Source organism: Peribacillus sp. P4_B1 (assembly GCF_056402395.1).
The window spans coordinates 58,412-84,023 of record NZ_JBFUHM010000020.1; the positions used below are offsets into that span (position 1 = coordinate 58,412).

The window sequence follows — 25,612 nt, forward strand, 5'->3', positions numbered from 1 at the left end:
ATATTAAAATATTGGATTAGACTTCTTCTCTAGTAGCCATGTGGCGAATAATGTCTTCACTGATTTTAGCAAGACGATCGAATTCTTGAATCGCAGCACTTTCAGCGTTAACTTTAAGAAGCATGTAGTAACCATCACGGAAATCATTGATTTCGTATGCAAGACGGCGTTTACCCCATTCTTTTGCTTCTACTTCCGCACCATTATCAGAAAGGATTGTGTTGAAACGTTCAACTAAAGCTTTTTTAGCTTCTTCCTCAATGTTTGGACGGATGATATACATAATTTCGTATTTTCTCATCACTGTCACCTCCTTTTGGTCTAAGCGGCCCAATTGGGCAAGGAGCAATTATTTATAATTACTCACAAGATAAAATTATAGCATAGTTAAAGTGGCTTTGCAACGAACGGTTCGACTTATTACAATTAATTGAAATCTAATGATTAAAGGCTCAAAAAAGACCCTGCATTGGGAAAATGCAGGGTCTTTTTAACTTAAACGTTGAAACGGAAATGGATTACATCGCCATCGTTAACGATGTATTCTTTTCCTTCTAATCGAACTTTTCCTGCTTCTTTTGCAGCACTATGACTACCCGCTTCAAGCAAATCGGTATAAGAAACGATTTCGGCACGGATGAAGCCACGTTCGAAGTCCGTATGAATGACACCTGCACATTGAGGGGCTTTCATACCTTTACGGAATGTCCATGCACGCACTTCCTGTACACCAGCTGTAAAGTATGTTGCCAATCCGAGAAGATTATATGAAGCACGGATCAACTGGTCAAGACCCGACTCTTCAATGCCAAGTTCAGATAGGAACATTTCCTTTTCTTCACCTTCAAGCTCTGCAATTTCTTCTTCGATTTTGGCACAAATTACGATTACTTCTGCATTTTCCTTCGCAGCATATTCACGAACTTGCTGAACATATTCATTATCGTCAGCATTAGCCACTTCATCTTCGCTCACATTCGCTACATAAAGAGTCGGCTTCGCCGTAAGCAAGTGCATGCCCTTCACCAATTTTTGCTGTTCCTCGGTAAATTCAACTGAACGGGCGGGCCTTTCATTCTCCAATGCTTCTTTTAAAGCCACAAGAATTTCATGTTCAGCCACTGCGCCTTTATCCTTTTGCTTGGCCATTTTTCCGACACGGTCGATGCGTTTATCAACGGATTCCAAATCGGCCAGGATCAATTCAAGGTTGATGACTTCGATATCATCGATTGGATTTACTTTTCCAGAAACATGAGTAATGTTATCGTCTGCGAAACAACGGACAACCTGACAAATTGCATCCACTTGACGGATATGGGAAAGGAATTTATTACCGAGACCTTCTCCTTTACTGGCCCCTTTTACAATTCCGGCGATATCCGTGAATTCAAATGCTGTCGGAACCGTTTTTTTGGGTTTGACCAATTCTGTCAATTTTTGCAGACGGTGATCTGGCACTTCAACAATCCCGACATTTGGGTCAATCGTACAGAAAGGATAGTTGGCAGATTCCGCACCTGCCTGAGTAATTGCATTAAATAAAGTGGATTTACCTACGTTAGGCAAACCTACTATACCAGCTGTTAAAGCCATTTATATTTCACTCCTTCAAGATAATTCGTACATATGGGAAAAAGTCTGATTTTCTATAAAAACCATCCAATTACCTAAACCTTTCCCAATTATAGATTTCGCTTCCTAAAAAGACAAGTAAATCATGAGAAACTCAGGACTGCCTTCACTCAAAAAAAAAGCATGATCACTCCTCATGCTTTTGTAGAACTTTTTTCATTTTCTTCGCGAATTCACGTCGAGGCAGCATTACGCTATGACCGCAGCCTTCACATTTTATCCGGATATCCATACCAAGTCGAATGATTTTCCACTTATTTACTCCACAGGGATGTGGTTTTTTCATTTCCACAATATCCTTAAGCGCAAACTCTTTTTCTTCCATAACCATGAGCCCCCTAATTCCTATGACTCGCTGCCATTGTACGTAGATTTAATCCCACTTAAATCAAGCGCAGCACTTATTTCTTTTCTTAATATTCTACTCATTTCGACATGATGCATCGGTTTTGTTTCAGCAGTGACACGAAAGACAACTTCATCAGGACTTATCGCTTCAATTCCTAAAAATTCAGGTGCTTTGACTAAGAAGTCATATTTGCCTTCCATATTACTCAAGGTTTGAATGAGTACCCTCTCAGCAAGTTCCACTGATCCATCATTAGGTATAGCTACATCCACAACAGCCTTACTATTTAATATAGAATAATTTGTAACTTGAACAATACTACCATTAGGTATGAGGTGCAATTCTCCTGAGCTACTTTTAATCTTTGTTGTACGAAGCCCAATTTCGAGAACTTCACCCTCAAAAGTATTAATTTTAATATAGTCCCCCACCGAGAAGTGATCTTCAAAAATCACAAAGAATCCTGTGATGATATCTTTGACCAAACTTTGGGCACCGAAACCAACTGCCAAACCAAGAATCCCAGCTCCAGCCAGCAAAGCCTTTACATCAAATCCGAAAATTTCAAGAATCATTACCAAGGCAATAAAATTAATAACATAAGTGACTATATTTTCCAGCAACTTAATGAGTGTCGTTTCTCTGCGCTCTGAAACGCGAATAGGACTTCTTAAGCGAACCGCGAAAAATTTACTTATGACCGTCTTTCCTATTCTAATAATAATACGTGATAACAGGAGAACAAGGAAGATTTTAATGATTCCTTCCCCTAATAGTAACCATAATTTTTCATCCATTACCTCTTTTGTAACGTTATCATAAATGCGTTCCATCTTTTCCTCCTGGCTAATCCAAAATTCTGCAAAACTTTTATATTTTCTCTATGACTTTACCATACTGACTTATTCCTCTACCCCTCATGCTGTGAGATAACCCGAATAGGAGAAGTTTTCTCTATTTTATCAATAAATAAGGGTTTCTGTACAAAAAAAATATGGGTATATAGGTAAAAGAAATAGAAGTTTTTTCCGAGTTAATCCAGTATTTTTTTACTAGAATGTATAAATGAAAGCAATTGGTAGAGGAAGAAAAGTCAATCCATTTCCCCTTCACCTGTTTGCAAGTTCTACAAAAATTTCCCTCATCCGTTACGTTAAATACCGTATATTTTTTCCTTTTTATCCGTATACTGTAATACCAAATAAAGTAAAGGAGTTGAGCCGATGAATCTGAATTCTAGTCTATTTAATAATAATAAAAATAGATTGAGCCGCATCCTGCATGAAGATACGGATGCATCCAAACAAATTTCCCAGGAATTAATCAACCTTCTACCAACTGGAAAGCTTCAAACAATCGTCATCGTCTGTATAGGCACAGACCGTTCTACAGGCGATTCCCTCGGACCACTTGTCGGCACTCTGCTAAGTGAAAAAGCTGAAAACAGTTCTTCATCGTTCCATGTTTACGGTACTTTAGATGACCCTATACATGCGATGAATTTATCGGAAAAATTAAATGAAATAAAAAAGATTCATACCAATCCATTTATAGTCGGAATCGATGCTTGCTTAGGGAAGATGAAAAGCGTCGGTATTGTCCAAATCGGTCAAGGACCGGTGAAACCAGGTGCTGGGGTCAATAAAGATCTTCCTTCCGTTGGAAATGCCCATATAACAGGAATCGTGAATGTAAGTGGCTTCATGGAGTTCATGGTCTTGCAAAACACTCGTCTTAATCTTGTGCTAAAAATGGCCAAAACCATCGCCGAGGGGATTTATGAAGCACAAAATCATTATCCAGTAAAACCTTCCATCACTCCTTTCACATTGTCATTCAAGCAAGAAAAAACCCTTTGATCGGTTTTGCTGATCAAAAAAAATGAAGGAAGGGATTATCCCCTTCCTTCTTTTATTTAGGCTGTTTTCACATACTTTGTTGCTATTTACCAGGTAGTGAGTTGTGGTTGATTTCTCGCTTTCCGCGGGGCGGGCGGTGAGCCTCATCGGCGGAAACGCCTGTGGGGTCTCACCTGTCCCGCTGCTCCCGTAGGAGTCTCGCACTTCCGCTCCAATCAACCTTAAATAGTTTCGTTTTAAAATACAACAATCTTTACGAAAAGAGCCTTTATTTAAAAATAATACATGATTGTAACTAAAATGGCGGTGATCATTATGCCAGGAAGCAGATTAGCCACCCTTATTTTGGTGACACCGATAATATTCAAACCAATTGCTAATATCATGACTCCCCCAGTTGCCGTCATTTCCAGTATGAAGGAATCCATTAAAGCAGTTGGGATCAGCGTATTAATCTGTCTTGAAAAAATTGCTATCAAGCCCTCATAAAGAATGACCGGAAATGCCGAAAAAAGTACTCCTATGCCAAGCGTACTGGCGAGGACCAGTGCTGTAAATCCATCGATGATCGCTTTTGTTATCAAAACGTCATGATCATTCCGGATACCGCTATCCATGGCACCGATAATGGCCATCGCCCCAATGCCAAATATGAGCGTAGCCGTTACAAACCCCTGGGATATCGAAATTCCTTCTTTCGCTTTCATCCTGCGTTCAATCCAATTGCCTAAAGAATTAAGCCTACCCTCAAGATTCATCCATTCCCCAAGGACAGCCCCTCCAACAATACTTAAAATGACAATAAGGAATTGATCACTTTTAAGCCCCATCTGCAAGCCTAAGACCATGACGGCTAAACCAATTCCACTCATCACCGTTTCTTTTATCTTTTCAGGTATATGTTGCAAAAACCTTCCCAAAATCGAACCGATTAAAATGCAGGCACCATTCACCAAAGCCCCTAATAATACCATCTCACTCACCTAATTTTCCACAGTAAAAAATAAAAAATAGATTAAACCTCTGTTGCCACTTTTTTTTCACAAAGGCGATCTAAGAGGAAATGTTCTCTTGATCGATCAAGTCCAAAATCCTCTCCAGATCTTCTTTTGAAAAGAATTCGATTTCTATTTTCCCTTTTTTCTTGCTTTGTTTTATCGTTACACTCGTTCCCAGTCTTTCACGCAGACTTGACTCGCGTTGCTTTATGAATATATCTTTTTTATCTTGTTTCTTAGGTTTGGTTTCACGTGAAACGGTATCATTCAATTGATGTATATATTGCTCCAGCTGTCTGACATTCATTCCTTCTTTGAGGATTTTATCCACTACTGGCTTAAGCATCTCTTTTTTCTTTAAACCCAGTAATGCTCGGCCATGCCCCATGGAAATTTCCCCTTCGGAGATATAACTCCTAATCCCTTCAGGCAAAGATAGCAATCTTACATAGTTCGCGATATGGGGTCGGCTTTTACCCAACCTATTGGCCAGCTGTTCCTGGGTGAAATTCAATTTTTCAAGAAGTGTCTGATAAGCGGCAGCTTCCTCAATTGGATTTAAATCTTCCCGTTGCAGGTTTTCCAAAATCGCCAGTTCCATCATCTGCTGTTCATTCAATTCCCTCACAACAACCGGAACTGTCTTTAAACCAGCTTCCTTGGCAGCACGATAACGCCTCTCCCCAGCAACGATTTCATAGCCCTTAATACTTTTCCGGGCAATAATCGGCTGTAATATCCCATGTTCCATGATAGATTGCTTTAATTCTTCTATAGCTTCAAGTCGGAAGCTCTTTCGGGGCTGATAAGGATTTGGCCTTAATTCCCTTAATTTGATTTCGCGCACGATTTCATCTTTACTTATATCCCCAGTGAAAAGTGCGTTAAGTCCTTTGCCAAGTCCTTTAGCCATTTGATACCACTTCCTTTGCCAGTTCTAGATAGACCTCCGCTCCTCGTGACTTTGGATCATATATAATTATTGGTTCTCCATGGCTCGGTGCTTCACTCAAACGGACATTGCGAGGGATGATGGTTTGATAGACTTTATCCTGAAAGTATTTTTTGACCTCTTCTATAACCTGGAGACCTAAATTTGTCCTGGCATCCAACATCGTCAATAGCACACCCTCGATTTTCAAATCATGGTTCAAATGCTTTTGGACGAGACGGACCGTATTCAAGAGTTGACTCAGGCCCTCCAATGCATAATATTCACATTGTACAGGAATCAAAACTGCATCTGCTGCCGTTAATGCATTAAGCGTAAGCAAGCCCAATGATGGAGGACAGTCAATCACGATGTAATCATATTGACTTTGCACCTCTTCTAATGCCCTTTTTAATCGGACTTCCCTTGAGATGGTTGGAACAAGTTCAATTTCAGCACCTGCAAGTTGAATTGTCGCAGGTATAGCATATAAGTTTTCTACCTTTGTTTCCATGATGACGGTACTGGCTTCGACATCATCAACCAATACATCATAAATACATTGTTCCACATCCGCTTTATCAATACCTGCACCGCTTGTCGCATTTCCCTGCGGATCGATATCGACCATTAAGACTTTCTGTCCTATGTATGCAAGACAGGCACTTAGACTGACAGAAGTTGTCGTTTTTCCAACACCGCCTTTTTGATTGGCAATGGCGAGAATCTTACCCACGAATTCACCTGCTTTCAACTATCTTCTCACGCTATATCTATTAACTTTTACCGTAAATCCATTTATTTCTTTCTATTTTATCATGAATGTTACTGGAAGAAATCGTTTTCTGAAATTCCTCATAAAATTTGAAATTTATCTAAACAGCATGAAAAAACCGAGAAAAATTGAATCATTTTTAGGGTGTAAAATGCGAGTTTTTGGCAACAAAATAAAAAAAGCTTGGTAATCGTAGACTACCAAGCAGGGTTAAGGATAGGGAATCAAGTTTTTTTCTTAGGTATTTTAATCGTGAATTGATAATACTCCTCGAACTCTTCTTCCTCTGCATCCAAATTTATTCCATTGTCTGTAACCATACTGAGTGATTGGCGTATAGTATTCACGGCAATCCTCATGTCTTTACTAAACGCTTTTCGCTTAGGTTTCGGCTTTTGCACAGTACCCGTCAAGAGCTTGACGACCATCTCTTCGGTCTGCTTGACGTTTAACCCTTTTTCGATGATTTCCAAAAGCAGTTTGAGCTGCTTTTCAGGACTCTTTAACGGTATCAACGAGCGGGCATGGCGTTCCGTAATTTGCTTTTGAAGAAGAGCATCTTGAACTTCCTGGGGCAGCTTAAGCAACCGAAGCTTATTTGCCACGGTAGATTGTCCTATTCCCAGTCTTTGTGCCAGAGCTTCTTGGGTTAGACTATGCAGCTCCAATAGTTTGCCGTAAGCCAAAGCTTCTTCAATCGGTGTCAGTTCTTCTCGCTGAAGGTTTTCTATCAGCGCAACGGAAGCCGTTTCTGTATCGGTGAAATCTTTGATTATTGCAGGTGCCAATACCCAGCCAAGCTTTTGCATGGCTCGAAAACGACGCTCACCTGCAATGATTTCATATTTTCCCTGTCCATATGCCCTTACTACAATTGGCTGAATGATCCCATGTGTATGAATCGTTTGAGCCAATTCAGCAATTTTATCGTCATTAAAAACGGTCCTTGGTTGAAATCGATTAGGCACAATATCAGAAATGGAAATTTTTCTTATTTCTTCATTATTATTGCTAGGTGTCTCCATCTCTAGTTGCTGTTCTTCTTTTTCGCCAAACCCAAAGAACCGCGAAAAAGGATGCTTCATCTTCCTACACCACCTTTTAAAACTCCCAAATAACATATTCTCTATTTAAAGGACAAGTCCTGCATACATTTCCCGACATGGTTATACATATGGGTCTTCACTGTAAAAAACATGTCGACTGGCGTCATCAAGGCAAAAAAGAAGAATGAACGGCCAGTTTTTATAAATATCGGCCGGCTTGCCCAAGATTATTTCCCTGAAATCAAAAAGAAAAATCGCCGGCTTATAGCCCTGCTGGAAAAGAAGGAACACCTTTGACATTGTACCAAAAAAAAACCTTCATGTTGGCTTATACAGTATTGAATGAACATAACAAGGTCATACGCTTATAGTAAATATGAAACCTGCCTCATCAGTATAAGGGTTATTCGATAGGCTGCTTATTCGGTGTCCCTGGTTTTCTTGGGTATTTTTTAGGAGTCTTCTTCACTTTTTTTACAGTAATGATGTTTCTTTCACTATTTTCCTCTGGCAATGTGAAAGGATGAATTTCTTCGATTTCTCCGCCTAATGTAAAAATGGCCTTCTTCCCTGTATCCATTTCATCTTGTGCACTAGCAGCTTTCATGGCAATGAACGTCCCATCTGGTTTAACAAGCGGCAAACATAGCTCACTTAAAACGGACATCCTGGCTACCGCTCTTGCCATTACAATATCATAGGATTCGCGATGCTCTGGTTTTTGAGCGAAGGTTTCCGCCCGGTCATGATAGAAGGAAACTCCCTTTAATTGCAAAGACTCAGCAAGGTGATTCAAAAAAGAGATTCGCTTATTCAAAGAATCCACAATCGATACGTGGATATCAGGGAAACAAATCTTCAATGGAATACTCGGAAATCCAGCTCCAGCCCCGACATCGCAAATTTGATAAGATTTGTTAAAGTCGAAATAGAAGGCTGCACTGATTGAATCATAAAAATGCTTTAGATAAACTTCTTCTTTATTAGTGATGGCTGTTAAGTTCATCTTTTCGTTCCATTCAACCAATAATCGATAATAAGTGTCAAACTGATCAAGCTGGTAAGGAGAAAGCTCAATCCCTTTCTCCTGCAGTGCTTGTTGGAACTGTTCAATATTCATGTTTTCTTCAATCCTTTTCGGGTATTTCCATTACTGAGATACTCTGGCAATCTTACCTTGTTCCAAATAAACAAGCAAAATGGAAACATCAGCGGGATTCACACCGGAAATTCTTGAAGCCTGGGCTACTGATAGCGGGTGGACCTGCTTTAATTTTTGGCGTGCTTCCGTTGCTAGACCAGAAATTGCATCATAATCGATATTCTCTGGAATCTTTTTATTCTCCATTTTTTTCAGACGATCGACTTGCTGCAAGGATTTTTCAATATATCCTTCATACTTGATCTGAATTTCGACCTGTTCCGTCACATCATCGCTCAGTTCGACATCACTTGGAGCCAGCTTCTGAATATGGGAATAATCCATTTCAGGCCGCTTCAATAAATCAGAGGCACGGATTCCATCCTTCAGCTCACTGCCGCCACTTGCTGTAATGACTTCTTGTACCTCTTTGGTCGGTTTGATGAAGTTTGATTTTAGTCGTTCCTTTTCCATTTCAACCGCTTCTTTTTTCAAAAGGAAACGATTGTAGCGTTCTTCTTTGATCATTCCGATATTGAATCCGATTTCCGTTAAGCGTAAATCGGCATTATCATGACGCAATAATAAACGATATTCTGCACGTGAAGTCAGCAATCGGTATGGTTCATTCGTACCTTTCGTTACAAGGTCATCAATGAGCACACCAATATAGGCATCGGAACGGCTTAAAATCAGTTCTTCCTTACCTATTGCATTCAATCCGGCATTAATACCGGCCATAAGCCCTTGGCCAGCTGCTTCCTCATAACCGGACGTGCCGTTAATTTGTCCAGCAGTATACAGGTTTTTAACCTTTTTCGTTTCCAATGTAGGCCATAGCTGAGTAGGAACGATCGCATCATATTCGATTGCGTATCCCGCACGCATCATTTCCGCCTTCTCGAGCCCTGGGATCGTTTGAAGGATCTTCACTTGTACATCTTCAGGCAGACTAGTGGACAGCCCTTGAACATACACTTCCTTTGTATTGCGTCCTTCAGGTTCAAGGAAGATTTGGTGACGTGGTTTATCATTGAAACGAACGACCTTATCTTCTATCGATGGGCAATAACGAGGTCCCGTTCCCTTTATCATTCCGGAATACATTGGCGAACGGTGTAGATTCTCATCAATGAGCTGATGTGTCCCCTCATTCGTGTACGTTAGCCAGCATGGCAATTGATCAGTGATGAACTTTGTAGTTTCATAAGAAAATGCACGTGGCACTTCATCACCAGGCTGAATTTCCGTTTTGCTGTAATCTATGGAAGAACTATTGACACGTGGTGGTGTTCCTGTTTTAAAACGGACCAAATCGAATCCTAACTGCTCTAGATGTTCTGAAAGCCTGATTGAAGGCTGCTGATTATTGGGACCGCTTGAATACTTCAATTCCCCTAAAATGATTTCACCGCGTAAATATGTTCCCGTCGTGATTACGACAGTTTTCGCACGATATACCGCACCTGTTTTTGTAATGACACCCGTACAAACGTCGTTTTCAACAATTAATTCCTCAACCATCCCTTGAATCAATGTCAAATTTTCTTGGTCTTCTATCGTCTTTTTCATTTCTTGCTGATAGAGGAATTTATCTGCCTGTGCCCGTAACGCACGAACAGCAGGACCTTTAGCCGTATTCAGCATCCTCATTTGGATATGGGTCTTGTCGATATTTTTTCCCATTTCACCGCCTAAAGCGTCAATTTCCCTAACAACTATCCCTTTTGCCGGCCCACCAACGGACGGATTGCATGGCATGAAGGCGACCATATCCAAGTTAATGGTGATCATCAACGTTTTAGCTCCGACTCTAGCAGCTGCAAGGCCTGCTTCACTACCAGCATGACCAGCACCAATAACAATGACATCATAGCTACCTGCTTCGTATTGCATACCCTTTTCCTCCTTTTACGCTTATTTTCCTAAACAAAATTGTGAGAACAATTGGTTGATCAAATTATCCTGAACGCTTTCACCAATGATTTCTCCAAGGAGCTCCCATGCTTTCGTGAAGTCAATTTGAACCAAATCAACTGGCGTACCCATTTCAATAGCTTCGATTGCGTCTTCGATTGATTGTAAAGCCTGTCCTAGCAAGGCTATATGCCTGGCATTCGAAACATAGGTCAGGTCCCCCGTTTCTAAAGAACCCTCAAAAAATAAAGAAGCGATGGCTTCTTCCAATTCATCGACCCCTTGATCCTCAAGTAATGAAGTAGAAACGATTTTATGTGATGCCGCCTTTTCCTTAACCTTTGCCGAATCGATTTTCTGTGGAAGATCGGTTTTATTGATGATAACGATAACATCCATTCCCTCAACAGCCTGGAATAGTTTCTCATCTTCGGTTGTAAAATCATCGGAATAGTTCAATACAAGTAATATTAGATCTGCCTCTTTTAATACTGCACGGGACCGTTCAACTCCAATTCGTTCAACGATATCTTCCGTTTCGCGAATTCCTGCTGTATCCACAAGTTTAAGCGGTACACCGCGAACATTGACATATTCTTCAATTACGTCACGTGTTGTACCTGGGATATCAGTGACAATCGCTTTATTTTCATGAACCAAACTGTTAAGCAAAGAAGATTTCCCGACATTAGGGCGCCCTATGATAACCGTCGCAAGCCCATCTCGCAGGATTTTCCCTTGTTGGGCTGTGTGAAGCAGTTTCTCAATTTCAGTCTTCACATAACTACCTTTTTCCAAAAATAAACGATGTGTCATTTCTTCGACATCATCATATTCCGGATAATCTATGTTTACCTCGACTTGAGCGAGGGTCTGTAATATTTCTTGACGTAGGTTTTGGATTAATTTCGAAAGCCGGCCTTCCATTTGACCTAATGCCACATTCATGGCTTTATCCGTTTTAGCCCGGATTAAATCCATAACGGCCTCTGCTTGAGAAAGATCGATCCTGCCATTCAAAAAAGCCCGTTTCGTAAATTCACCTGGTTCTGCTAAACGAGCACCTTGTGAGAGAATAAGCTGTAATACCCGATTGACCGAAACGATTCCACCGTGACAATTTATTTCAACAACATCTTCTCTTGTAAATGTCTTTGGACCCTTCATGACCGAAACCATGACTTCCTCTATGATTTCACCAGTTTTAGGCTGGATAAGATGGCCATAATGAATCGTATGTGATTTCACTTCAAGCAATCCTTTTCCGCCTGGTCCTTTAAAGATTCCATCGGCTATTTCTATGGCCTCATCACCGCTGATTCTAACAATGGCGATTGCCCCTTCCCCTAAGGGAGTAGAGATAGCGGTGATTGTATCGAATTCCATGCTTTCACCTCTTATATATTGATGTTTCTATTTTTTTCTGATAATAAAATCTCGAATCTCTAAATAACTACAATACCACAGTATATTCATGAAAAAAAGTAGATACTCCTTCCTTTCAAGAGTTATCCACACGCGTTGAATCCATATTCTATAACACTCATTTTAACTTATCCACATGTGAATAACAAATATCGCCCGCTTTACTGATCATGAGAATAAAAAAAGAATGATGTCAGTTATTGTTGAATTACTCTTTTACAAAAAAACATTCGACATACAACGATATCATGCCCTAAAAAAAAGAACCCCTGCTTAAAAGCAGAAGGTTCATTTGAGTGGACTAATGACTAAATGGCGATATGGTTCCGTCCCACTTGAAGTTGTTTTTATTTTTGGATAATGCAGGAGAGCATTATGGATGACTTTACGTTCATAGGATGGCATTGGCTCCAGTGAAACAGCTTTACCTGTTTTTAGAGCTTTATTTGCCATTCTTCCAGCCAATTGGATTAAAGTTTCATTGCGGCGATTTCGATAATCTTCTGCATCTACAGTAATATTCAAGAACTGCTTCGAATATCGATTTGCAACCAGCTGCGCTAAATACTGAAGGGAATTTAGTGTTTGACCCCTTTTTCCAATTAATAATGCAATTTTATCACCTGATAAATGAAATGTTACGTTCTTACCTTTACGATGGACATCAATTTTTGCATTGACTCCCATTTCCACGCTGACATTCTTCAAAAATTTAAGTGTCTCTTCAATGGGATCGGGAGGCAATGTCACATGGACAATTGCCTTCCTTGCACCAAATAAACCAAAAAATCCTTTTTTGCCTTCATCTTCTATTTCAATCTCCACGCGATCCTTAGTGCTGTTCAGTTGAGCTAAAGCTAAATTTACTGCTTCTTCGACAGATTGTCCTGTAGCAGTTACTTTTTTCACTTTTTCTTTGCCCCTCCCGCGTTTTCCGCAGCTGCTTTTCTAAGATCCGGACCTTTAATGAAATATGTTTGAACGATACCAAAAAGGTTACCTACTACCCAGTAAAGAGAAAGAGCAGCGGGAAATTTAATAGCAAAAACAACAATCATTATTGGCATGATGTAAAGCATCATCGTCATTTGTGCCGCCATTTGTGGATTGGAGTTCATGCCAGCCATCGACATCTTTTGCTGGATAAATGTCGTAATACCTGCAACAACCGGTAAAATATAATAAGGATCCGGGGAACCTAAATCAAACCAAAGAAAGCTATGTAAAGAAATTTCTTTCGTACGGCTGATGGCATGGTAAAATCCGATCAAAATCGGCATTTGGACCACTATAGGCAAACATCCCGCCAATGGATTCACATTATATTTTGAAAATAAAGCCATTGTTTCTTGCTGTAGTTTTTGTTGTGTGGCAGCATCTTTTGAGCTGTATTTTGCTTGAAGTTCTTTCATCTCAGGCTGAATGGCCTGCATAGCTTTCGAGCTTTTCACCTGTTTGATCATTAGTGGAAGTAATGCTAAGCGAATGATTAATGTAACACCGATGAGTCCCAAACCATAGTTCTCGCCAAATGCTTCAGAAAGCCAAATGATCAGGGCTGATAATGGATAGACAATGTATGAATTCCAAAAACCTTCACTTTCCGCAGTAATAGGTTCTTTAATTTCCGTACACCCTGCTAACAACATCATTATCGAGGCTAGTCCAATAATGAGTAATATTCGTTTTTTCAACCGTAATTTCCTCCTATCTGCAATCAATCTTTTTTGAAACAATTGTGAACTGTTCATTAGCGGCTTTCAAGGAAAAGTATTCCACCATTTTCACAGTTCCAATAGGAATTTTCTATGTCATCTTTTTCAAGTTACTACATGATCCGAGGAGTGCTTAGTATTCGGTATAAAGGGGACTTTATTGTCTTTTCATTTTAAAGTTTAGTGATTTAGAACGTTTCAGGACATGGATCAAGCTGCTTTTCACCTGGAAAAAGTCCATCTCCGCCGCTGGTTTTCGAGCAATCACAATATAATCCTTACCCACTTCTATATCTTCTTTCAATTCCAAAAACGCTTGCCTTATGTATCTTTTAATTTGGTTCCTTACAACGGCATTCCCGATTTTTTTACTGACAGAAAGGCCGATCCGAAAATAATCCTGACCTGGCTTTTCAAGGACATAGACAACAAATTGCCGATTAGCAGAAGATTCACCTTTTTTAAAAACAAGCTGAAATTCGTCCTCTTTCTTAATCCTTAACTTTTTTTTCATTTTTACACCTTCATTACATGAATTGAGTCTCAGTAAATCCCTTATTTTGCGAAAAAAGACCACTGAGACTTTTCAGTGGTCTATGCAGATAATACTTTTCTGCCCTTACGGCGACGTGCAGCGATTACTCTACGTCCGTTTTTCGTGCTCATACGTGCACGGAAACCGTGAACTTTACTATGTTTGCGGTTATTCGGTTGATAAGTTCTTTTCATTATATGACACCTCCCTGAGGAATAACAGTTAAAGACAGTCTTTACAATTATATAGATGGAGGTTTCTACTTGTCAACCTCATCCATAAAAATATTTCTTTTTAATGCTCAATGTCCAGTGGGCCTTTTTTTACTACCTAGCCTATTGTAAATGATTTTGCTCCGAACTGATATAGAAATTTTTGGGGAGAGGGGAATTTCCATCAATTTTTCCATGAACACATAAATTAAATTCCCAAGGTATCTTCCTGATCGACATGGCATTCGACAAATAATTAAGAATTAACCTAAATCATCTTTTAATGTTCCATTCGGTTTTTTCACGGTTTTCCGGGAGAACAACTTGATTCATCCAAAATAAATCAAATTAATCCGAGCCTATAATTATGGTCTGTGGATAAAATTCGACATGTTTTTTTCTATCCACAACCCTTTTCATAGACTTTTGCACATAACAATCGCCTGTGGAAAAGTTTTTCCCACAGGCTCGGTAAGTTGTGGATAAAGTTTTCTAACCCATTGCAAGACGCCTGAATTTCTGATATTATATTTGTGTTTTCACTCTGAATAACTTTATCAACAGGTATCGGTTATCCACAGACTGTGTATAACATGTGGATAGTTTATTCGACCTGTGTATATTAATATGTCCACAGATGGTGGATATTGTCGAAAACCCTTTTTCTTTCTTATTATATATTTTTCAAAATACCTGTTGATGAATAAAAATCCAAACCTACACCTGGTTACCAGATGTAGTCTGTACAAAGGTTGTACAGCGCTAGATATAGTTATAGGGAATTAACATTACAACACACAAATCCCTTACAGCTCACCGAACCTTTGCTGTCAAAATTTATATAGAGACGGCAATCGATGAGTTTATTTGTGCCTATACATTTAAGATTCTATTAATAAAATATTTTGCAAAGGAGGGATAAGTTTGGATAACATCGATAGCCTCTGGAACCAGGCGCTCGGAAAAATCGAAAAAAAAATCAGTAAACCAAGCTTTGAAACTTGGCTTAAATCAACCAAGGCTTATTTACTGCAAGGTGATACATTAACAGTCACCGCCCCCAATGAATTTGCCAGGGATTGGCTTGAAGAACGCTATTCCCATCTTATTTCTGATGTATTGTTTGAACTTACCGGTGAGGAATTGGAAGCAAAATTCATCATTCCCCCAAATCAAGAAGATGATGATTTTACCGTTCCTGTTCAACCTAAAAAGATAAAAAAACAGGATAAAGACCATGCTGCATTTCCACAGCATATGCTGAATGCGAAAAACACCTTCGATACATTTGTCATCGGCTCCGGCAATCGTTTTGCCCATGCCGCGTCTCTCGCTGTCGCAGAAGCACCTGCCAAAGCCTATAATCCATTATTTATATACGGAGGCGTAGGCCTAGGGAAAACCCATTTAATGCATGCAATCGGGCATTATGTTCTTGAGCATAATCCTAATGCTAAGGTCGTTTATTTATCATCTGAAAAATTCACGAATGAATTCATCAACTCAATCCGGGATAATAAAGCAGGGGAATTCCGTGATAGATACCGAAGCGTAGATGTTTTATTAATTGATGATATTCAATTTCTTGCAGGAAAAGAACAAACCCAAGAAGAGTTTTTTCATACATTCAATGCGTTGCATGAAGAAAGCAAACAGATCGTCATCTCGAGTGACCGTCCACCAAAAGAGATCCCTACACTTGAGGATCGTCTCCGCTCCAGGTTTGAGTGGGGTTTGATCACCGATATCACACCTCCTGATCTAGAAACGCGGATTGCTATATTGCGTAAAAAGGCAAAAGCTGAGGGTCTTGATATCCCGAATGAAGTCATGCTCTATATTGCCAACCAAATCGATTCCAATATTCGTGAGCTTGAGGGTGCACTCATTCGCGTTGTCGCTTATTCTTCATTAATTAATAAGGATATTAATGCCGATTTAGCAGCCGAAGCATTAAAAGACATCATCCCAAGCTCCAAACCTAAAATAATCACCATCTTAGAAATCCAAAAAACGGTTGGTGAGCATTATAGTGTGAAATTGGAGGATTTCAAGGCGAAAAAACGGACTAAATCCGTAGCCTTTCCAAGACAGATTGCCATGTATCTTTCCAGGGAGTTAACGGATTCATCCCTGCCTAAGATTGGAGATGAATTCGGAGGTCGCGATCATACGACCGTCATCCATGCGCATGAAAAAATTTCTAAACTCATGCAAACCGACACCCAGCTACAACGTCAGGTTAAGGAAATCCAGGATCAGCTGAGGGTATAATCAATTCTGGATAATGTGTATAACTGACGACTACTTACACACAGTCTGTCCACAAGTGGATAGACTGTTTTTCCTTAGGTTAATTGGACTTATCCACATATCAACAGGCCCTACTACTATTACTACTATCTTTTTTAATAAAAATTATTAATAAATATGCCTATTTGGCAATAATAAATTGGAGGATGAAACATGAGATTTATAATCCAAAGAGATCGATTAGTTCATAGTGTCCAAGAAGTAATGAAGGCAGTCACATCAAGAACGACGATTCCAATTCTAACGGGGATAAAAATAAGCGTTACTAGTGAGGGTGTCACTTTAACAGGAAGTGATTCAGATATCTCCATTCAATCATTCATTCCAGCTGAAGTTGACGGAGATGAGATTGTTGAAGTGAAAAGTAGCGGCGGTATTGTCCTGAATGCCCGTTTTTTCAGTGAAATTGTCAAAAAGCTGCCGATGGATACTGTAGAAATTGAAGTGGAAAACAACTTTCAAACGATTATCCGCTCAGGTAAAGCCGAATTTAATTTAAATGGACTGGATCCCGAAGAATATCCACATCTTCCAATCATTGAAGAAGAAAATATTTTCAAACTTCCGACGGACCTTTTAAAGACCCTTATTCGCCAAACGGGTTTTGCAGTGTCCACGTCAGAAACACGCCCCATCTTAACAGGTGTAAACTTAAAGGTTCAAGATGATGAATTGACCTGTATTGCAACAGACAGTCATAGGCTGGCAATGAGAACCGCCAAAATAGAAAATAAAATTACAGGGACCTATAGCGTTGTAATCCCAGGTAAAAGCTTGAATGAGTTGAGTAAAATCCTTGATGATACTAACGAACTCATTGAAATCGTCATTACCGAAAACCAAGTACTTTTCAAAGCTGAAAATTTATTATTCTTCTCTAGATTGCTTGAAGGGAACTATCCCGATACTTCACGATTGATTCCATCGGATAGCAAAACGGATGTGACTGTTCATACAAAGGATTTTCTCCAAGCTATTGACAGGGCATCTTTACTTGCAAGGGAAGGAAGAAATAATGTCGTCAAATTGACAACCCTTGAAGGACGGATAATCGAAGTCTCTTCCAATACACCTGAAATTGGTAAAGTAATCGAGGAGGTTCAGGCAGAAGCCATTGAAGGTGAAGATCTGAAAATCTCATTCAGTGCCAAATTTGTAATGGATGCTTTAAAGGCATTGGAAGGTTCCGATATCAAAATTAATTTCACCGGTGCAATGCGTCCATTTGTCATTCGTCCACTACATGATGATTCCATGCTCCAATTAATCCTTCCGGTAAGGACTTATTAATCTAAAATAATATTTCAAAAAAATTAAAGGCTTGTTAAGCAGGTCTTTAATTTTTTTATATTTAAACATAGGTTCCAAAAGGTTTTTTAACATTTTTTTAATACTGAACGGAACTCAAGACTGCTAAAAATAAGAGCTGAAAAAGCTATACTTTGTCTTAATGGCATTTATTTAGTAAAATGAAATATTAAAGACTACTTAGAAATGAGTGAGGCATAATGGACTCCATAAAAATAAGCACAGAATATATTACGCTTGGACAATTCTTGAAATTGGCTGATTTGATCCAAAGCGGAGGAATGTCGAAATGGTTCTTAAGTGAATACGAGGTTTACATTAATGGCGAACTAGACGTGAGAAGAGGCAGGAAATTAAGATCAGGTGATAAAATAGAGATTCCTGGATTTGGCGTCTACACAATTACAAGCTAAAACATAAGGGAAGAGCGGAATATGTATATTGAAAATATAAGTTTGAGAAATTACCGCAACTATACCGAACTGAATCTGGCTTTTGAAAATAAAGTCAATGTAATCCTCGGCGAAAATGCTCAAGGAAAAACAAATGTCATGGAATCTATTTTCGTTTTAGCAATGGCAAAATCCCATCGGACCTCAAATGATAAAGAACTTATTCGCTGGGATGAAGAGTATGCTAAAATAGAAGGTAGAGTTAGAAAGAGAAATACCTCAATACCACTTGAGCTGACCATTTCAAAAAAAGGGAAAAAGGCGAAGTGCAACCATATTGAACAAAGAAAGTTGAGTCAATATGTCGGAAATATGAATGTGGTCATGTTTGCGCCTGAGGATCTTAACCTTGTGAAGGGAAGTCCTCTAGTCAGACGCCGTTTTATAGATATGGAAATTGGCCAGGTTTCTCCCGTATACCTTCATGATATGAGCCAATATCATAAAATACTTCAACAAAGAAATCATTACTTAAAGCTTCTGCAGACCCGGAAACAAACGGATACGACGATGCTTGACGTGCTGACTGACCAATTTATTCAGTATGCAGCGAAAATTGTCGAAAGAAGATACGAGTTTCTTTTAAAGCTCCAGCAATGGGCAGAGCCGATTCATTCGGGGATCTCCAGAAACCTAGAAGTATTGAAAATCCAATATAAACCGTCGCTTGATGTATCAGAATCTATGGATTTGACGAAAATGATAGAAGTATACACAGAAAAATTTGATAAAATAAAAACAAGGGAAATTGAACGGGGTGTAACACTGGTAGGTCCTCATCGTGACGACCTGGTTTTTTTTGTGAATGACCGTGATGTCCAGACTTATGGTTCACAAGGACAACAACGTACAACTGCCCTGTCCTTGAAACTTGCCGAAATTGAACTGATCCATGAAGAAATAGGCGAGTATCCCATTTTATTATTGGATGATGTGTTATCGGAACTTGACGATTTCCGTCAATCTCATTTACTGAATACGATACAAGGGAAAGTGCAAACATTTGTGACGACACCCTCCGTTGATGGAATCGATCATCAAACCCTAAGAGAAGCGTCCACCTTTTATGTTAGTCAAGGAAGTATTAAAAAGGTTAAATGATGAGGTGAATGTATGTATCTCCATATTGGTGAAGACATTCTTGTGAATACGGACGATGTCATAGCCATTTTAGATAAGAAGCTGCTCCAGGCCTCTCCAATCATGAGTGAATTTTTGGAGAAAAAGTCTGATGTAACTTACCATTTAGAAAAAAACTCGGTTAAATCGATTGTAGTGACGGATAAACAGGTCTATTATTCACCGCTTGCGTCGTCCACTTTAAAAAAGCGTTCACTGCAGCCATCGCTCTTAATCGATGATATAGATATTCTTTGAATTGTAGCTAAAAACGTTATAATCACTCCTGGAAAATTTGATAAATGCCAAAAGAAAAGTGTAGGTGATACGAATGACAATGGAACAAAAAGAAGTACAAGCTCAGGCATACGATGAGAATCAGATACAGGTTTTAGAAGGCTTAGAAGCAGTTCGTAAACGTCCGGGGATGTATATCGGTACTACCTCTGCAAAAGGACTTCACCATCTTGTTTGGGAAATTGTCGATAATAGTATTGATGAGGCACTAGCTGGTTTCTGTACTGAAATCAAAGTGACGATCGAAGAAGACAATAGCATAACCGTAGTCGATAATGGACGGGGGATTCCAGTCGGTATCCATGAAAAAATGGGACGGCCAGCTGTGGAAGTTATCATGACGGTCCTTCATGCGGGCGGTAAATTTGGCGGCGGAGGTTATAAGGTCTCCGGTGGTCTGCATGGTGTGGGAGCTTCAGTAGTTAATGCCTTGTCCACGGTATTGGAAGTTTACGTTCATCGTGAAGGTAAAATCCATTATCAGCAATTTAACCGAGGGGTCCCTAGAGAAGATTTGAAAATCATCGGGGAAACCGATCATACCGGCACGACTGTTCACTTCATTCCTGATGGTGAAATCTTCACGGAATCCTTGGAATATGATTTCGATACATTAGCCACACGTATCCGTGAGCTTGCGTTCCTGAATAAAGGCTTGAAATTAATCATTGAAGATAAACGTGGAGAAGAAGAGAAAATCAGGGAATACCACTATGAGGGTGGTATCAAGTCTTATGTCGAGCATTTGAACCGCTCAAAAGAGGTTTTGCATGAGGAACCGATATTCATGGAAGGCGAAAGGGATGGAATCTCCGTTGAATTAGCCTTGCAATATAATGACAGCTACATCAGTAATGTCTTTTCTTTTGCCAATAATATTCATACCTATGAAGGCGGTACACATGAATCAGGATTCAAGACCGCTTTAACCCGTGTCATCAATGATTATGCACGGAAAAATGGCCTTTTAAAAGAAGCCGATTCCAATTTCTCCGGTGAAGATGTCCGGGAAGGTCTAACGGCAATCATTTCGATTAAGCATCCTGAACCGCAATTTGAAGGACAGACGAAAACCAAACTGGGAAATTCTGAAGTAAGGACGGTTACTGATTCCATTCTTTCGGAAAGGCTTGATTCCTTCTTATACGAAAATCCTGCAGTGGCCAGAAAAATTATAGATAAAGGGCTGATGGCAGCAAGAGCACGTATGGCAGCCAAGAAGGCCCGTGAATTGACACGAAGGAAAAGTGCTTTGGAAGTATCCAATCTACCGGGGAAATTGGCGGATTGTTCATCTAAAGACCCGGCTATCAGCGAATTGTATATCGTTGAAGGAAACTCGGCGGGAGGCTCGGCTAAACAGGGACGGGACCGTCATTTCCAAGCTATTTTACCGTTAAGGGGTAAAATCCTGAATGTTGAAAAAGCGCGATTGGACAGAATCCTGCATAATGAAGAAATAGGCACGATCATCACAGCACTTGGAACAGGCATTGGTGATGAATTCAATATTGAAAAGGCCAGATACCATAAAATTGTTATCATGACCGATGCGGATGTAGATGGTGCCCATATCAGAACGCTGATGTTGACATTTTTCTACCGTTATATGAGAAAAATTATCGAGTATGGATATATATATATTGCTCAGCCGCCACTTTTCAAAATTCAGCAAGGGAAAAAAGTGGATTATGCCTATAATGATCGCCAGCTTGAAGAAATCATGGCTAGTATGCCAAGTACTCCAAAGCCTAACCTGCAGCGCTATAAAGGGCTGGGGGAAATGAATCCAGAGCAATTATGGGAAACGACCATGAACCCTGATACGAGAACGCTGCTTCAAGTCAGTTTGAAAGATGCTGCCGAGGCAGATGAGACTTTCGAAATGTTGATGGGCGACAAGGTGGAACCGCGACGTAACTTCATTGAAGAAAATGCAATTTATGTAAAAAATCTCGATATCTGATTTTTTGACAGGATGCTTTTTACATCCTGTTCTTTACATAGTGCACGTACAGTTAAAACTAAATGAGAGTATAAGCTTTTTATAGGAGGTTGGCTCCATGTCAGAAAATGAAAGATCAGGTGTAAAAGAAATAAATATAAGTACCGAGATGCGGACATCTTTTTTGGATTACGCGATGAGCGTAATCGTGTCTCGGGCTTTGCCTGATGTAAGGGACGGTTTAAAACCGGTACACCGAAGAATTCTCTATGCAATGAATGATCTTGGAATGACTTCGGATAAACCATTTAAAAAATCAGCCCGTATTGTAGGGGAAGTAATCGGTAAATATCACCCGCATGGTGATTCTGCCGTATATGAAACGATGGTACGGATGGCGCAGCCGTTTAATTATCGCTATATGCTTGTCGATGGTCACGGGAATTTCGGTTCGGTCGATGGAGACCAAGCTGCCGCAATGAGGTATACAGAAGCAAGAATGTCGAAGATCTCGATGGAATTACTTCGCGATTTAAATAAAGATACGGTTAATTTCCAGGATAACTACGATGGTTCAGAAAGAGAACCAGCCGTTATGCCAGCCCGTTTCCCGAACTTGTTAGTGAATGGTTCATCAGGTATAGCAGTAGGGATGGCAACCAATATTCCACCACATCAACTAGGTGAAGTAATTGACGGCGTATTGGCTTTGAGCAAGAATCCTGAAATTACAATTCCAGAGTTGATGGAATATATCCCTGGTCCGGATTTCCCGACAGCCGGTTTAATTTTAGGACGAAGCGGAATTAGGAAGGCCTATGAAACTGGAAAAGGGTCAATCATCCAACGGGCGAGAGTCGAGATTGAAGAAAAGCCCAATGGTAAACAGGTAATCCTTGTTAAAGAAATCCCTTATCAAGTAAATAAAGCAAGATTGATTGAAAAAATTGCAGAACTTGCTCGAGATAAGAAAATCGAAGGCATTACTGATTTACGGGATGAATCGGATCGCAATGGCATGCGTATTGTCATGGAGCTTCGAAAGGATGTTAATGCAAATGTCCTTTTAAACAATCTTTATAAGCATACCGCGATGCAGACCACCTTCGGAATCAATCTGCTTGCTTTGGTGGACGGCCAGCCTAAGGTGCTGAATTTAAAACAATGCCTGCACTACTACTTAGAGCACCAACAGGTGGTCATTAGGCGCAGGACGGAATTTGAATTACGGAAAGCTGAAGCCCGTGCCCATATTTTAGAAGGTTTGCGTATAGCACTTGATAATTTGGATGCGGTCATTTCGTTAATCCGTGGTTCCCAAACGACAGAAATTGCCCGTGAAGGCTTAATGACACAATTTTCACTTTCCGAAAAACAGGCGCAGGCTATCCTTGATATGCGTTTACAGCGTTTGACTGGTCTGGAACGTGAAAAAATTGAAGATGAATACCAGGCATTAATGGCTATAATTGCAGAATATAAAGCCATTCTTGCTGATGAGGAAAAGGTTCTTGAAATTATTCGTGAAGAGCTTCTTGAAATTAAAGAACGCTTTAATGATATACGGAGAACCGAAATCACATTAGCCGGCTTTGAAAGCCTGGAAGATGAGGATCTAATCCCAGAGGAAAATATAATCGTGACACTTACCCATAACGGTTACATTAAACGCTTGCCTGCAACCACGTACCGCAGTCAAAAACGCGGGGGTCGTGGAATACAGGGCATGGGAACGAATACAGATGACTTTGTCGGTCACTTGTTAACCACTTCGACTCATGACACTCTATTATTCTTCACTAACAAAGGTAAAGTATATCGTTCCAAAGGATATGAAATACCTGAGTATGGTAGGACGGCAAAAGGATTGCCGCTTATCAACTTGTTGGAAGTCGATAAAGGCGAGTGGGTCAATGCAATCATACCTGTGAAGGAATTTGCCGATGATTGGTATTTATTCTTCACGACCAGACATGGGATATCAAAGCGTACTCCTTTGTCGTCTTTTGCAAATATCCGTAATAACGGTTTAATTGCTCTAGGTTTGCGTGAAGATGATGAATTGATTTCAGTGCGTCTTACGAATGGAGACAAACAGATCATAATTGGAACGAAAGCCGGGATGATGATTCGTTTCCCTGAGACGGATGTACGGACAATGGGACGTACTGCAGCGGGAGTGAAAGGGATTTCCTTAAGGTCGAACGATGAAGTGGTCGGTATGGAAATTCTTGAAGATGATGAAGAGGTCCTGATCGTTACGAAAAACGGTTATGGAAAACGGACATCTGCGGAAGAATACCGGATTCAAAGCCGTGGTGGCAAAGGGATCAAAACATGTAATGTCACTGAGAAAAATGGTGAACTTATTGCTGTTAAAACAGTTACAGGTATAGATGAGGATTTAATGCTGATTACAGCAGCTGGTGTATTGATCCGAATGGAAGTCGAAGGCATTTCTAAAACGGGCCGTAATACACAGGGTGTTAAACTCATCCGACTTGAATCAGCAGACAATGAATATGTTTCGACGGTAGCCATCGTTGGAAGAGAAGAAGAAGAAGAAATAGATGCGGAACAGGAGCCAACAATAGATACGGATTCTGATTCTGAACCTACTCTAATCGAAGAAAATAAAGAAACTGAAAAGGATACGGAAGAATAATTCTTCCATAACCAAGAGACCCAGGCAATCTAAGCTGGGTCTTTTTTATTTGCGTATTAGCTGATTTTTCAAAATGTGAATATCAAGTGTTTGAATATGAGTGAAAGACTTAAGGTTTTCGAGTATCAAAGAGTAAAACGGCTAATAAAATAAATTGAATATAATCGCCATGTTTTTCAAGTAGTATGATACTCATCAAAACTATCGAAGTGAAATATTTTGCTAGTGACCAAGATTATTAAATAAAACGGAAAGTCTAACTGCCGAGGATCATGAGGAGATTCACAATCGTCCTATTTTTAGCTATAAGATGATAAAAGATAGTTTCATCATTAAGGATAGTGTGAAGGTAGCCGTTCTAGAGCAACACAGAAGGTTAGATGGAACGGGTTATCCCGAAAGGTGGAAAACAAAGTTCATGAACTTATTTTAAAGATTATTGTTGTTGCAGAAGTCTTTCACGCCATGAATTCCAAAAAGGATATATAGAAGAAATACTATACTGATAAGAAAAAAGTTTACTCTTAAAAAGATAAGCTTCTAGGGGAATCACCAATTTTTTATTATCAAGGGATTCATATATATTATTTATTTTAAAATAACTCTTGCTTTTATTTCTGATACTGGATATAATAACTAAGTCGACATCGAAATAAAAAAAAGTTGTTGACAAAAAATAATATAGTTGATATATTATTAAAGTCGTTTCTAAGCGAACGACAACGAAATTGCTCTTTGAAAACTGAACAAAACAAAGCGCCAACGTTAAATTTTAAGTGAGCACACACTATCAAAAAGCAAATGAGCAAGTCAAACATTTCTTCGGAGAGTTTGATCCTGGCTCAGGACGAACGCTGGCGGCGTGCCTAATACATGCAAGTCGAGCGAATCGATGGGAGCTTGCTCCCTGAGATTAGCGGCGGACGGGTGAGTAACACGTGGGCAACCTGCCTATAAGACTGGGATAACTTCGGG

25 protein-coding genes, 1 rRNA gene and 1 pseudogene are annotated in these 25,612 nt (G+C 39.7%); 11 read left to right on the forward strand and 16 right to left on the reverse strand.

Features of this window, described 5'->3' with window-relative positions; all coding sequences use genetic code 11:
* Positions 1–16: 16 nt before the first annotated feature.
* The 4 genes from rpsF to AC1DVK_RS13640 form a co-directional block, all read right to left on the reverse strand.
* Positions 17–301 (reverse strand): 30S ribosomal protein S6, encoded by a 285-nt coding sequence (rpsF, locus tag AC1DVK_RS13625; RefSeq protein WP_034316153.1) that lies wholly within the window; start codon positions 299–301, stop codon positions 17–19.
* Between the two features lie 194 nt (positions 302–495).
* The gene (ychF, locus tag AC1DVK_RS13630) at positions 496–1,596 is read right to left on the reverse strand and encodes a redox-regulated ATPase YchF (protein ID WP_089363699.1); all 1,101 of its coding nucleotides are present in this window, start codon (positions 1,594–1,596) and stop codon (positions 496–498) included.
* Between the two features lie 166 nt (positions 1,597–1,762).
* Complete coding sequence (locus AC1DVK_RS13635) at positions 1,763–1,960, reverse strand: DUF951 domain-containing protein (RefSeq protein ID WP_061465912.1); 198 nt, start codon at positions 1,958–1,960, stop codon at positions 1,763–1,765.
* Positions 1,961–1,980: 20 nt separating this feature from the next.
* Entirely contained in the window at positions 1,981–2,817 is an 837-nt protein-coding gene (locus AC1DVK_RS13640) for a mechanosensitive ion channel family protein (protein WP_477626691.1), read from the reverse strand.
* A 390-nt stretch (positions 2,818–3,207) separates the two neighbouring features.
* Between AC1DVK_RS13640 and yyaC the strand changes: the two genes are divergently transcribed.
* Entirely contained in the window at positions 3,208–3,843 is a 636-nt protein-coding gene (gene yyaC / locus AC1DVK_RS13645) for a spore protease YyaC (protein WP_061465914.1), read from the forward strand.
* Here the strand turns inward: yyaC and AC1DVK_RS13650 are convergent.
* From AC1DVK_RS13650 to noc, 5 genes are all read right to left on the reverse strand, one after another.
* Positions 3,817–4,062, reverse strand: a complete 246-nt coding sequence (locus tag AC1DVK_RS13650) for a hypothetical protein (RefSeq protein ID WP_477626692.1) — start codon at positions 4,060–4,062, stop codon at positions 3,817–3,819. The two genes, yyaC and AC1DVK_RS13650, sit on opposite strands and share 27 nt — an antisense overlap.
* 53 nt (positions 4,063–4,115) lie before the next feature.
* A complete protein-coding gene (locus AC1DVK_RS13655) occupies positions 4,116–4,817 on the reverse strand; it encodes a DUF554 domain-containing protein (protein WP_089363697.1) in 702 nt (233 codons plus the stop codon).
* Positions 4,818–4,896: 79 nt separating this feature from the next.
* Positions 4,897–5,754, reverse strand: coding sequence for a ParB/RepB/Spo0J family partition protein (locus AC1DVK_RS13660; protein WP_061465916.1), 858 nt, complete (start codon positions 5,752–5,754; stop codon positions 4,897–4,899).
* Positions 5,747–6,508: a ParA family protein gene (locus AC1DVK_RS13665; RefSeq protein WP_034316249.1), complete on the reverse strand. Its 762-nt coding sequence runs from the start codon at positions 6,506–6,508 to the stop codon at positions 5,747–5,749. The genes AC1DVK_RS13660 and AC1DVK_RS13665 overlap by 8 nt, the downstream gene beginning before the upstream one ends.
* 263 nt (positions 6,509–6,771) lie before the next feature.
* The gene (gene noc, locus AC1DVK_RS13670) at positions 6,772–7,632 is read right to left on the reverse strand and encodes a nucleoid occlusion protein (RefSeq protein ID WP_061465917.1); all 861 of its coding nucleotides are present in this window, start codon (positions 7,630–7,632) and stop codon (positions 6,772–6,774) included.
* Positions 7,633–7,743: 111 nt separating this feature from the next.
* Here noc and AC1DVK_RS13675 point away from each other — a divergent pair, with 111 nt between their 5' ends.
* Positions 7,744–7,890 carry a hypothetical protein gene (locus tag AC1DVK_RS13675; protein WP_477626693.1) on the forward strand — a complete coding sequence of 49 codons (147 nt, stop codon included), beginning with the start codon at positions 7,744–7,746 and terminating at the stop codon, positions 7,888–7,890.
* A gap of 106 nt (positions 7,891–7,996) precedes the next feature.
* Here the strand turns inward: AC1DVK_RS13675 and rsmG are convergent, their stop codons facing one another.
* The 7 genes from rsmG to rpmH all read right to left on the reverse strand — a co-directional run bounded on the left by rsmG (position 7,997) and on the right by rpmH (position 14,520).
* The gene (gene rsmG, locus AC1DVK_RS13680; protein WP_477626694.1) at positions 7,997–8,713 is read right to left on the reverse strand and encodes a 16S rRNA (guanine(527)-N(7))-methyltransferase RsmG; all 717 of its coding nucleotides are present in this window, start codon (positions 8,711–8,713) and stop codon (positions 7,997–7,999) included.
* Positions 8,714–8,743: 30 nt separating this feature from the next.
* On the reverse strand, positions 8,744–10,630 hold the full coding sequence (gene mnmG / locus AC1DVK_RS13685) for a tRNA uridine-5-carboxymethylaminomethyl(34) synthesis enzyme MnmG (protein ID WP_061465919.1): 1,887 nt from the start codon (positions 10,628–10,630) through the stop codon (positions 8,744–8,746).
* A gap of 21 nt (positions 10,631–10,651) precedes the next feature.
* Positions 10,652–12,037, reverse strand: coding sequence for a tRNA uridine-5-carboxymethylaminomethyl(34) synthesis GTPase MnmE (gene mnmE, locus AC1DVK_RS13690; RefSeq protein ID WP_089363695.1), 1,386 nt, complete (start codon positions 12,035–12,037; stop codon positions 10,652–10,654).
* Positions 12,038–12,364: 327 nt separating this feature from the next.
* On the reverse strand, positions 12,365–12,985 hold the full coding sequence (jag, locus tag AC1DVK_RS13695) for an RNA-binding cell elongation regulator Jag/EloR (RefSeq protein ID WP_061465921.1): 621 nt from the start codon (positions 12,983–12,985) through the stop codon (positions 12,365–12,367).
* Positions 12,982–13,770 (reverse strand): YidC family membrane integrase SpoIIIJ, encoded by a 789-nt coding sequence (spoIIIJ, locus tag AC1DVK_RS13700; RefSeq protein ID WP_061465922.1) that lies wholly within the window; start codon positions 13,768–13,770, stop codon positions 12,982–12,984. Before spoIIIJ ends, jag begins: the two co-directional genes overlap by 4 nt.
* 178 nt (positions 13,771–13,948) lie before the next feature.
* Complete coding sequence (gene rnpA / locus AC1DVK_RS13705) at positions 13,949–14,305, reverse strand: ribonuclease P protein component (protein WP_410863197.1); 357 nt, start codon at positions 14,303–14,305, stop codon at positions 13,949–13,951.
* A gap of 80 nt (positions 14,306–14,385) precedes the next feature.
* Positions 14,386–14,520 carry a 50S ribosomal protein L34 gene (gene rpmH, locus AC1DVK_RS13710; protein ID WP_034316183.1) on the reverse strand — a complete coding sequence of 45 codons (135 nt, stop codon included), beginning with the start codon at positions 14,518–14,520 and terminating at the stop codon, positions 14,386–14,388.
* A gap of 942 nt (positions 14,521–15,462) precedes the next feature.
* On the opposite strand from rpmH, the gene dnaA reads away from it, so the two are divergent.
* The 9 genes and pseudogenes from dnaA to AC1DVK_RS13755 all read left to right on the forward strand — a co-directional run.
* Positions 15,463–16,812, forward strand: a complete 1,350-nt coding sequence (dnaA, locus tag AC1DVK_RS13715) for a chromosomal replication initiator protein DnaA (protein ID WP_061440297.1) — start codon at positions 15,463–15,465, stop codon at positions 16,810–16,812.
* Between the two features lie 192 nt (positions 16,813–17,004).
* Positions 17,005–18,141: a DNA polymerase III subunit beta gene (gene dnaN, locus AC1DVK_RS13720; protein ID WP_061440298.1), complete on the forward strand. Its 1,137-nt coding sequence runs from the start codon at positions 17,005–17,007 to the stop codon at positions 18,139–18,141.
* Between the two features lie 218 nt (positions 18,142–18,359).
* Positions 18,360–18,572 carry a S4 domain-containing protein YaaA gene (gene yaaA / locus AC1DVK_RS13725; RefSeq protein WP_061440299.1) on the forward strand — a complete coding sequence of 71 codons (213 nt, stop codon included), beginning with the start codon at positions 18,360–18,362 and terminating at the stop codon, positions 18,570–18,572.
* A 21-nt stretch (positions 18,573–18,593) separates the two neighbouring features.
* A complete protein-coding gene (gene recF / locus AC1DVK_RS13730) occupies positions 18,594–19,712 on the forward strand; it encodes a DNA replication/repair protein RecF (protein WP_061440300.1) in 1,119 nt (372 codons plus the stop codon).
* Positions 19,713–19,724: 12 nt separating this feature from the next.
* Positions 19,725–19,988, forward strand: a complete 264-nt coding sequence (gene remB, locus AC1DVK_RS13735) for an extracellular matrix regulator RemB (protein WP_477626695.1) — start codon at positions 19,725–19,727, stop codon at positions 19,986–19,988.
* Between the two features lie 79 nt (positions 19,989–20,067).
* Positions 20,068–21,993, forward strand: a complete 1,926-nt coding sequence (gene gyrB, locus AC1DVK_RS13740; protein ID WP_061465924.1) for a DNA topoisomerase (ATP-hydrolyzing) subunit B — start codon at positions 20,068–20,070, stop codon at positions 21,991–21,993.
* A 97-nt stretch (positions 21,994–22,090) separates the two neighbouring features.
* Positions 22,091–24,637 carry a DNA gyrase subunit A gene (gene gyrA / locus AC1DVK_RS13745; RefSeq protein WP_477626696.1) on the forward strand — a complete coding sequence of 849 codons (2,547 nt, stop codon included), beginning with the start codon at positions 22,091–22,093 and terminating at the stop codon, positions 24,635–24,637.
* Between the two features lie 250 nt (positions 24,638–24,887).
* Positions 24,888–25,070 (forward strand): annotated as a pseudogene (locus AC1DVK_RS13750) (HD domain-containing phosphohydrolase); the annotation flags it as partial.
* A gap of 386 nt (positions 25,071–25,456) precedes the next feature.
* A 16S ribosomal RNA gene (locus tag AC1DVK_RS13755) occupies positions 25,457–25,612 on the forward strand; the annotation flags it as partial.

Coding starts and splice junctions, on each gene's coding strand:
- AC1DVK_RS13655 (WP_089363697.1), bottom strand. CDS start 4,817: ATGGTATTATTAGGGGCTTTGGTGAATGGTGCCTGCATTTTAATCGGT.
- mnmG (WP_061465919.1), bottom strand. CDS start 10,630: ATGCAATACGAAGCAGGTAGCTATGATGTCATTGTTATTGGTGCTGGT.
- recF (WP_061440300.1), top strand. CDS start 18,594: ATGTATATTGAAAATATAAGTTTGAGAAATTACCGCAACTATACCGAA.
- rpsF (WP_034316153.1), bottom strand. CDS start 301: ATGAGAAAATACGAAATTATGTATATCATCCGTCCAAACATTGAGGAA.
- gyrB (WP_061465924.1), top strand. CDS start 20,068: ATGGAACAAAAAGAAGTACAAGCTCAGGCATACGATGAGAATCAGATA.
- yaaA (WP_061440299.1), top strand. CDS start 18,360: ATGGACTCCATAAAAATAAGCACAGAATATATTACGCTTGGACAATTC.
- AC1DVK_RS13640 (WP_477626691.1), bottom strand. CDS start 2,817: ATGGAACGCATTTATGATAACGTTACAAAAGAGGTAATGGATGAAAAA.
- AC1DVK_RS13675 (WP_477626693.1), top strand. CDS start 7,744: ATGTCGACTGGCGTCATCAAGGCAAAAAAGAAGAATGAACGGCCAGTT.
- rpmH (WP_034316183.1), bottom strand. CDS start 14,520: ATGAAAAGAACTTATCAACCGAATAACCGCAAACATAGTAAAGTTCAC.
- noc (WP_061465917.1), bottom strand. CDS start 7,632: ATGAAGCATCCTTTTTCGCGGTTCTTTGGGTTTGGCGAAAAAGAAGAA.
- gyrA (WP_477626696.1), top strand. CDS start 22,091: ATGTCAGAAAATGAAAGATCAGGTGTAAAAGAAATAAATATAAGTACC.
- ychF (WP_089363699.1), bottom strand. CDS start 1,596: ATGGCTTTAACAGCTGGTATAGTAGGTTTGCCTAACGTAGGTAAATCC.
- yyaC (WP_061465914.1), top strand. CDS start 3,208: ATGAATCTGAATTCTAGTCTATTTAATAATAATAAAAATAGATTGAGC.
- dnaN (WP_061440298.1), top strand. CDS start 17,005: ATGAGATTTATAATCCAAAGAGATCGATTAGTTCATAGTGTCCAAGAA.
- AC1DVK_RS13635 (WP_061465912.1), bottom strand. CDS start 1,960: ATGGAAGAAAAAGAGTTTGCGCTTAAGGATATTGTGGAAATGAAAAAA.
- remB (WP_477626695.1), top strand. CDS start 19,725: ATGTATCTCCATATTGGTGAAGACATTCTTGTGAATACGGACGATGTC.
- mnmE (WP_089363695.1), bottom strand. CDS start 12,037: ATGGAATTCGATACAATCACCGCTATCTCTACTCCCTTAGGGGAAGGG.
- AC1DVK_RS13660 (WP_061465916.1), bottom strand. CDS start 5,754: ATGGCTAAAGGACTTGGCAAAGGACTTAACGCACTTTTCACTGGGGAT.
- rnpA (WP_410863197.1), bottom strand. CDS start 14,305: ATGAAAAAAAAGTTAAGGATTAAGAAAGAGGACGAATTTCAGCTTGTT.
- rsmG (WP_477626694.1), bottom strand. CDS start 8,713: ATGAATATTGAACAGTTCCAACAAGCACTGCAGGAGAAAGGGATTGAG.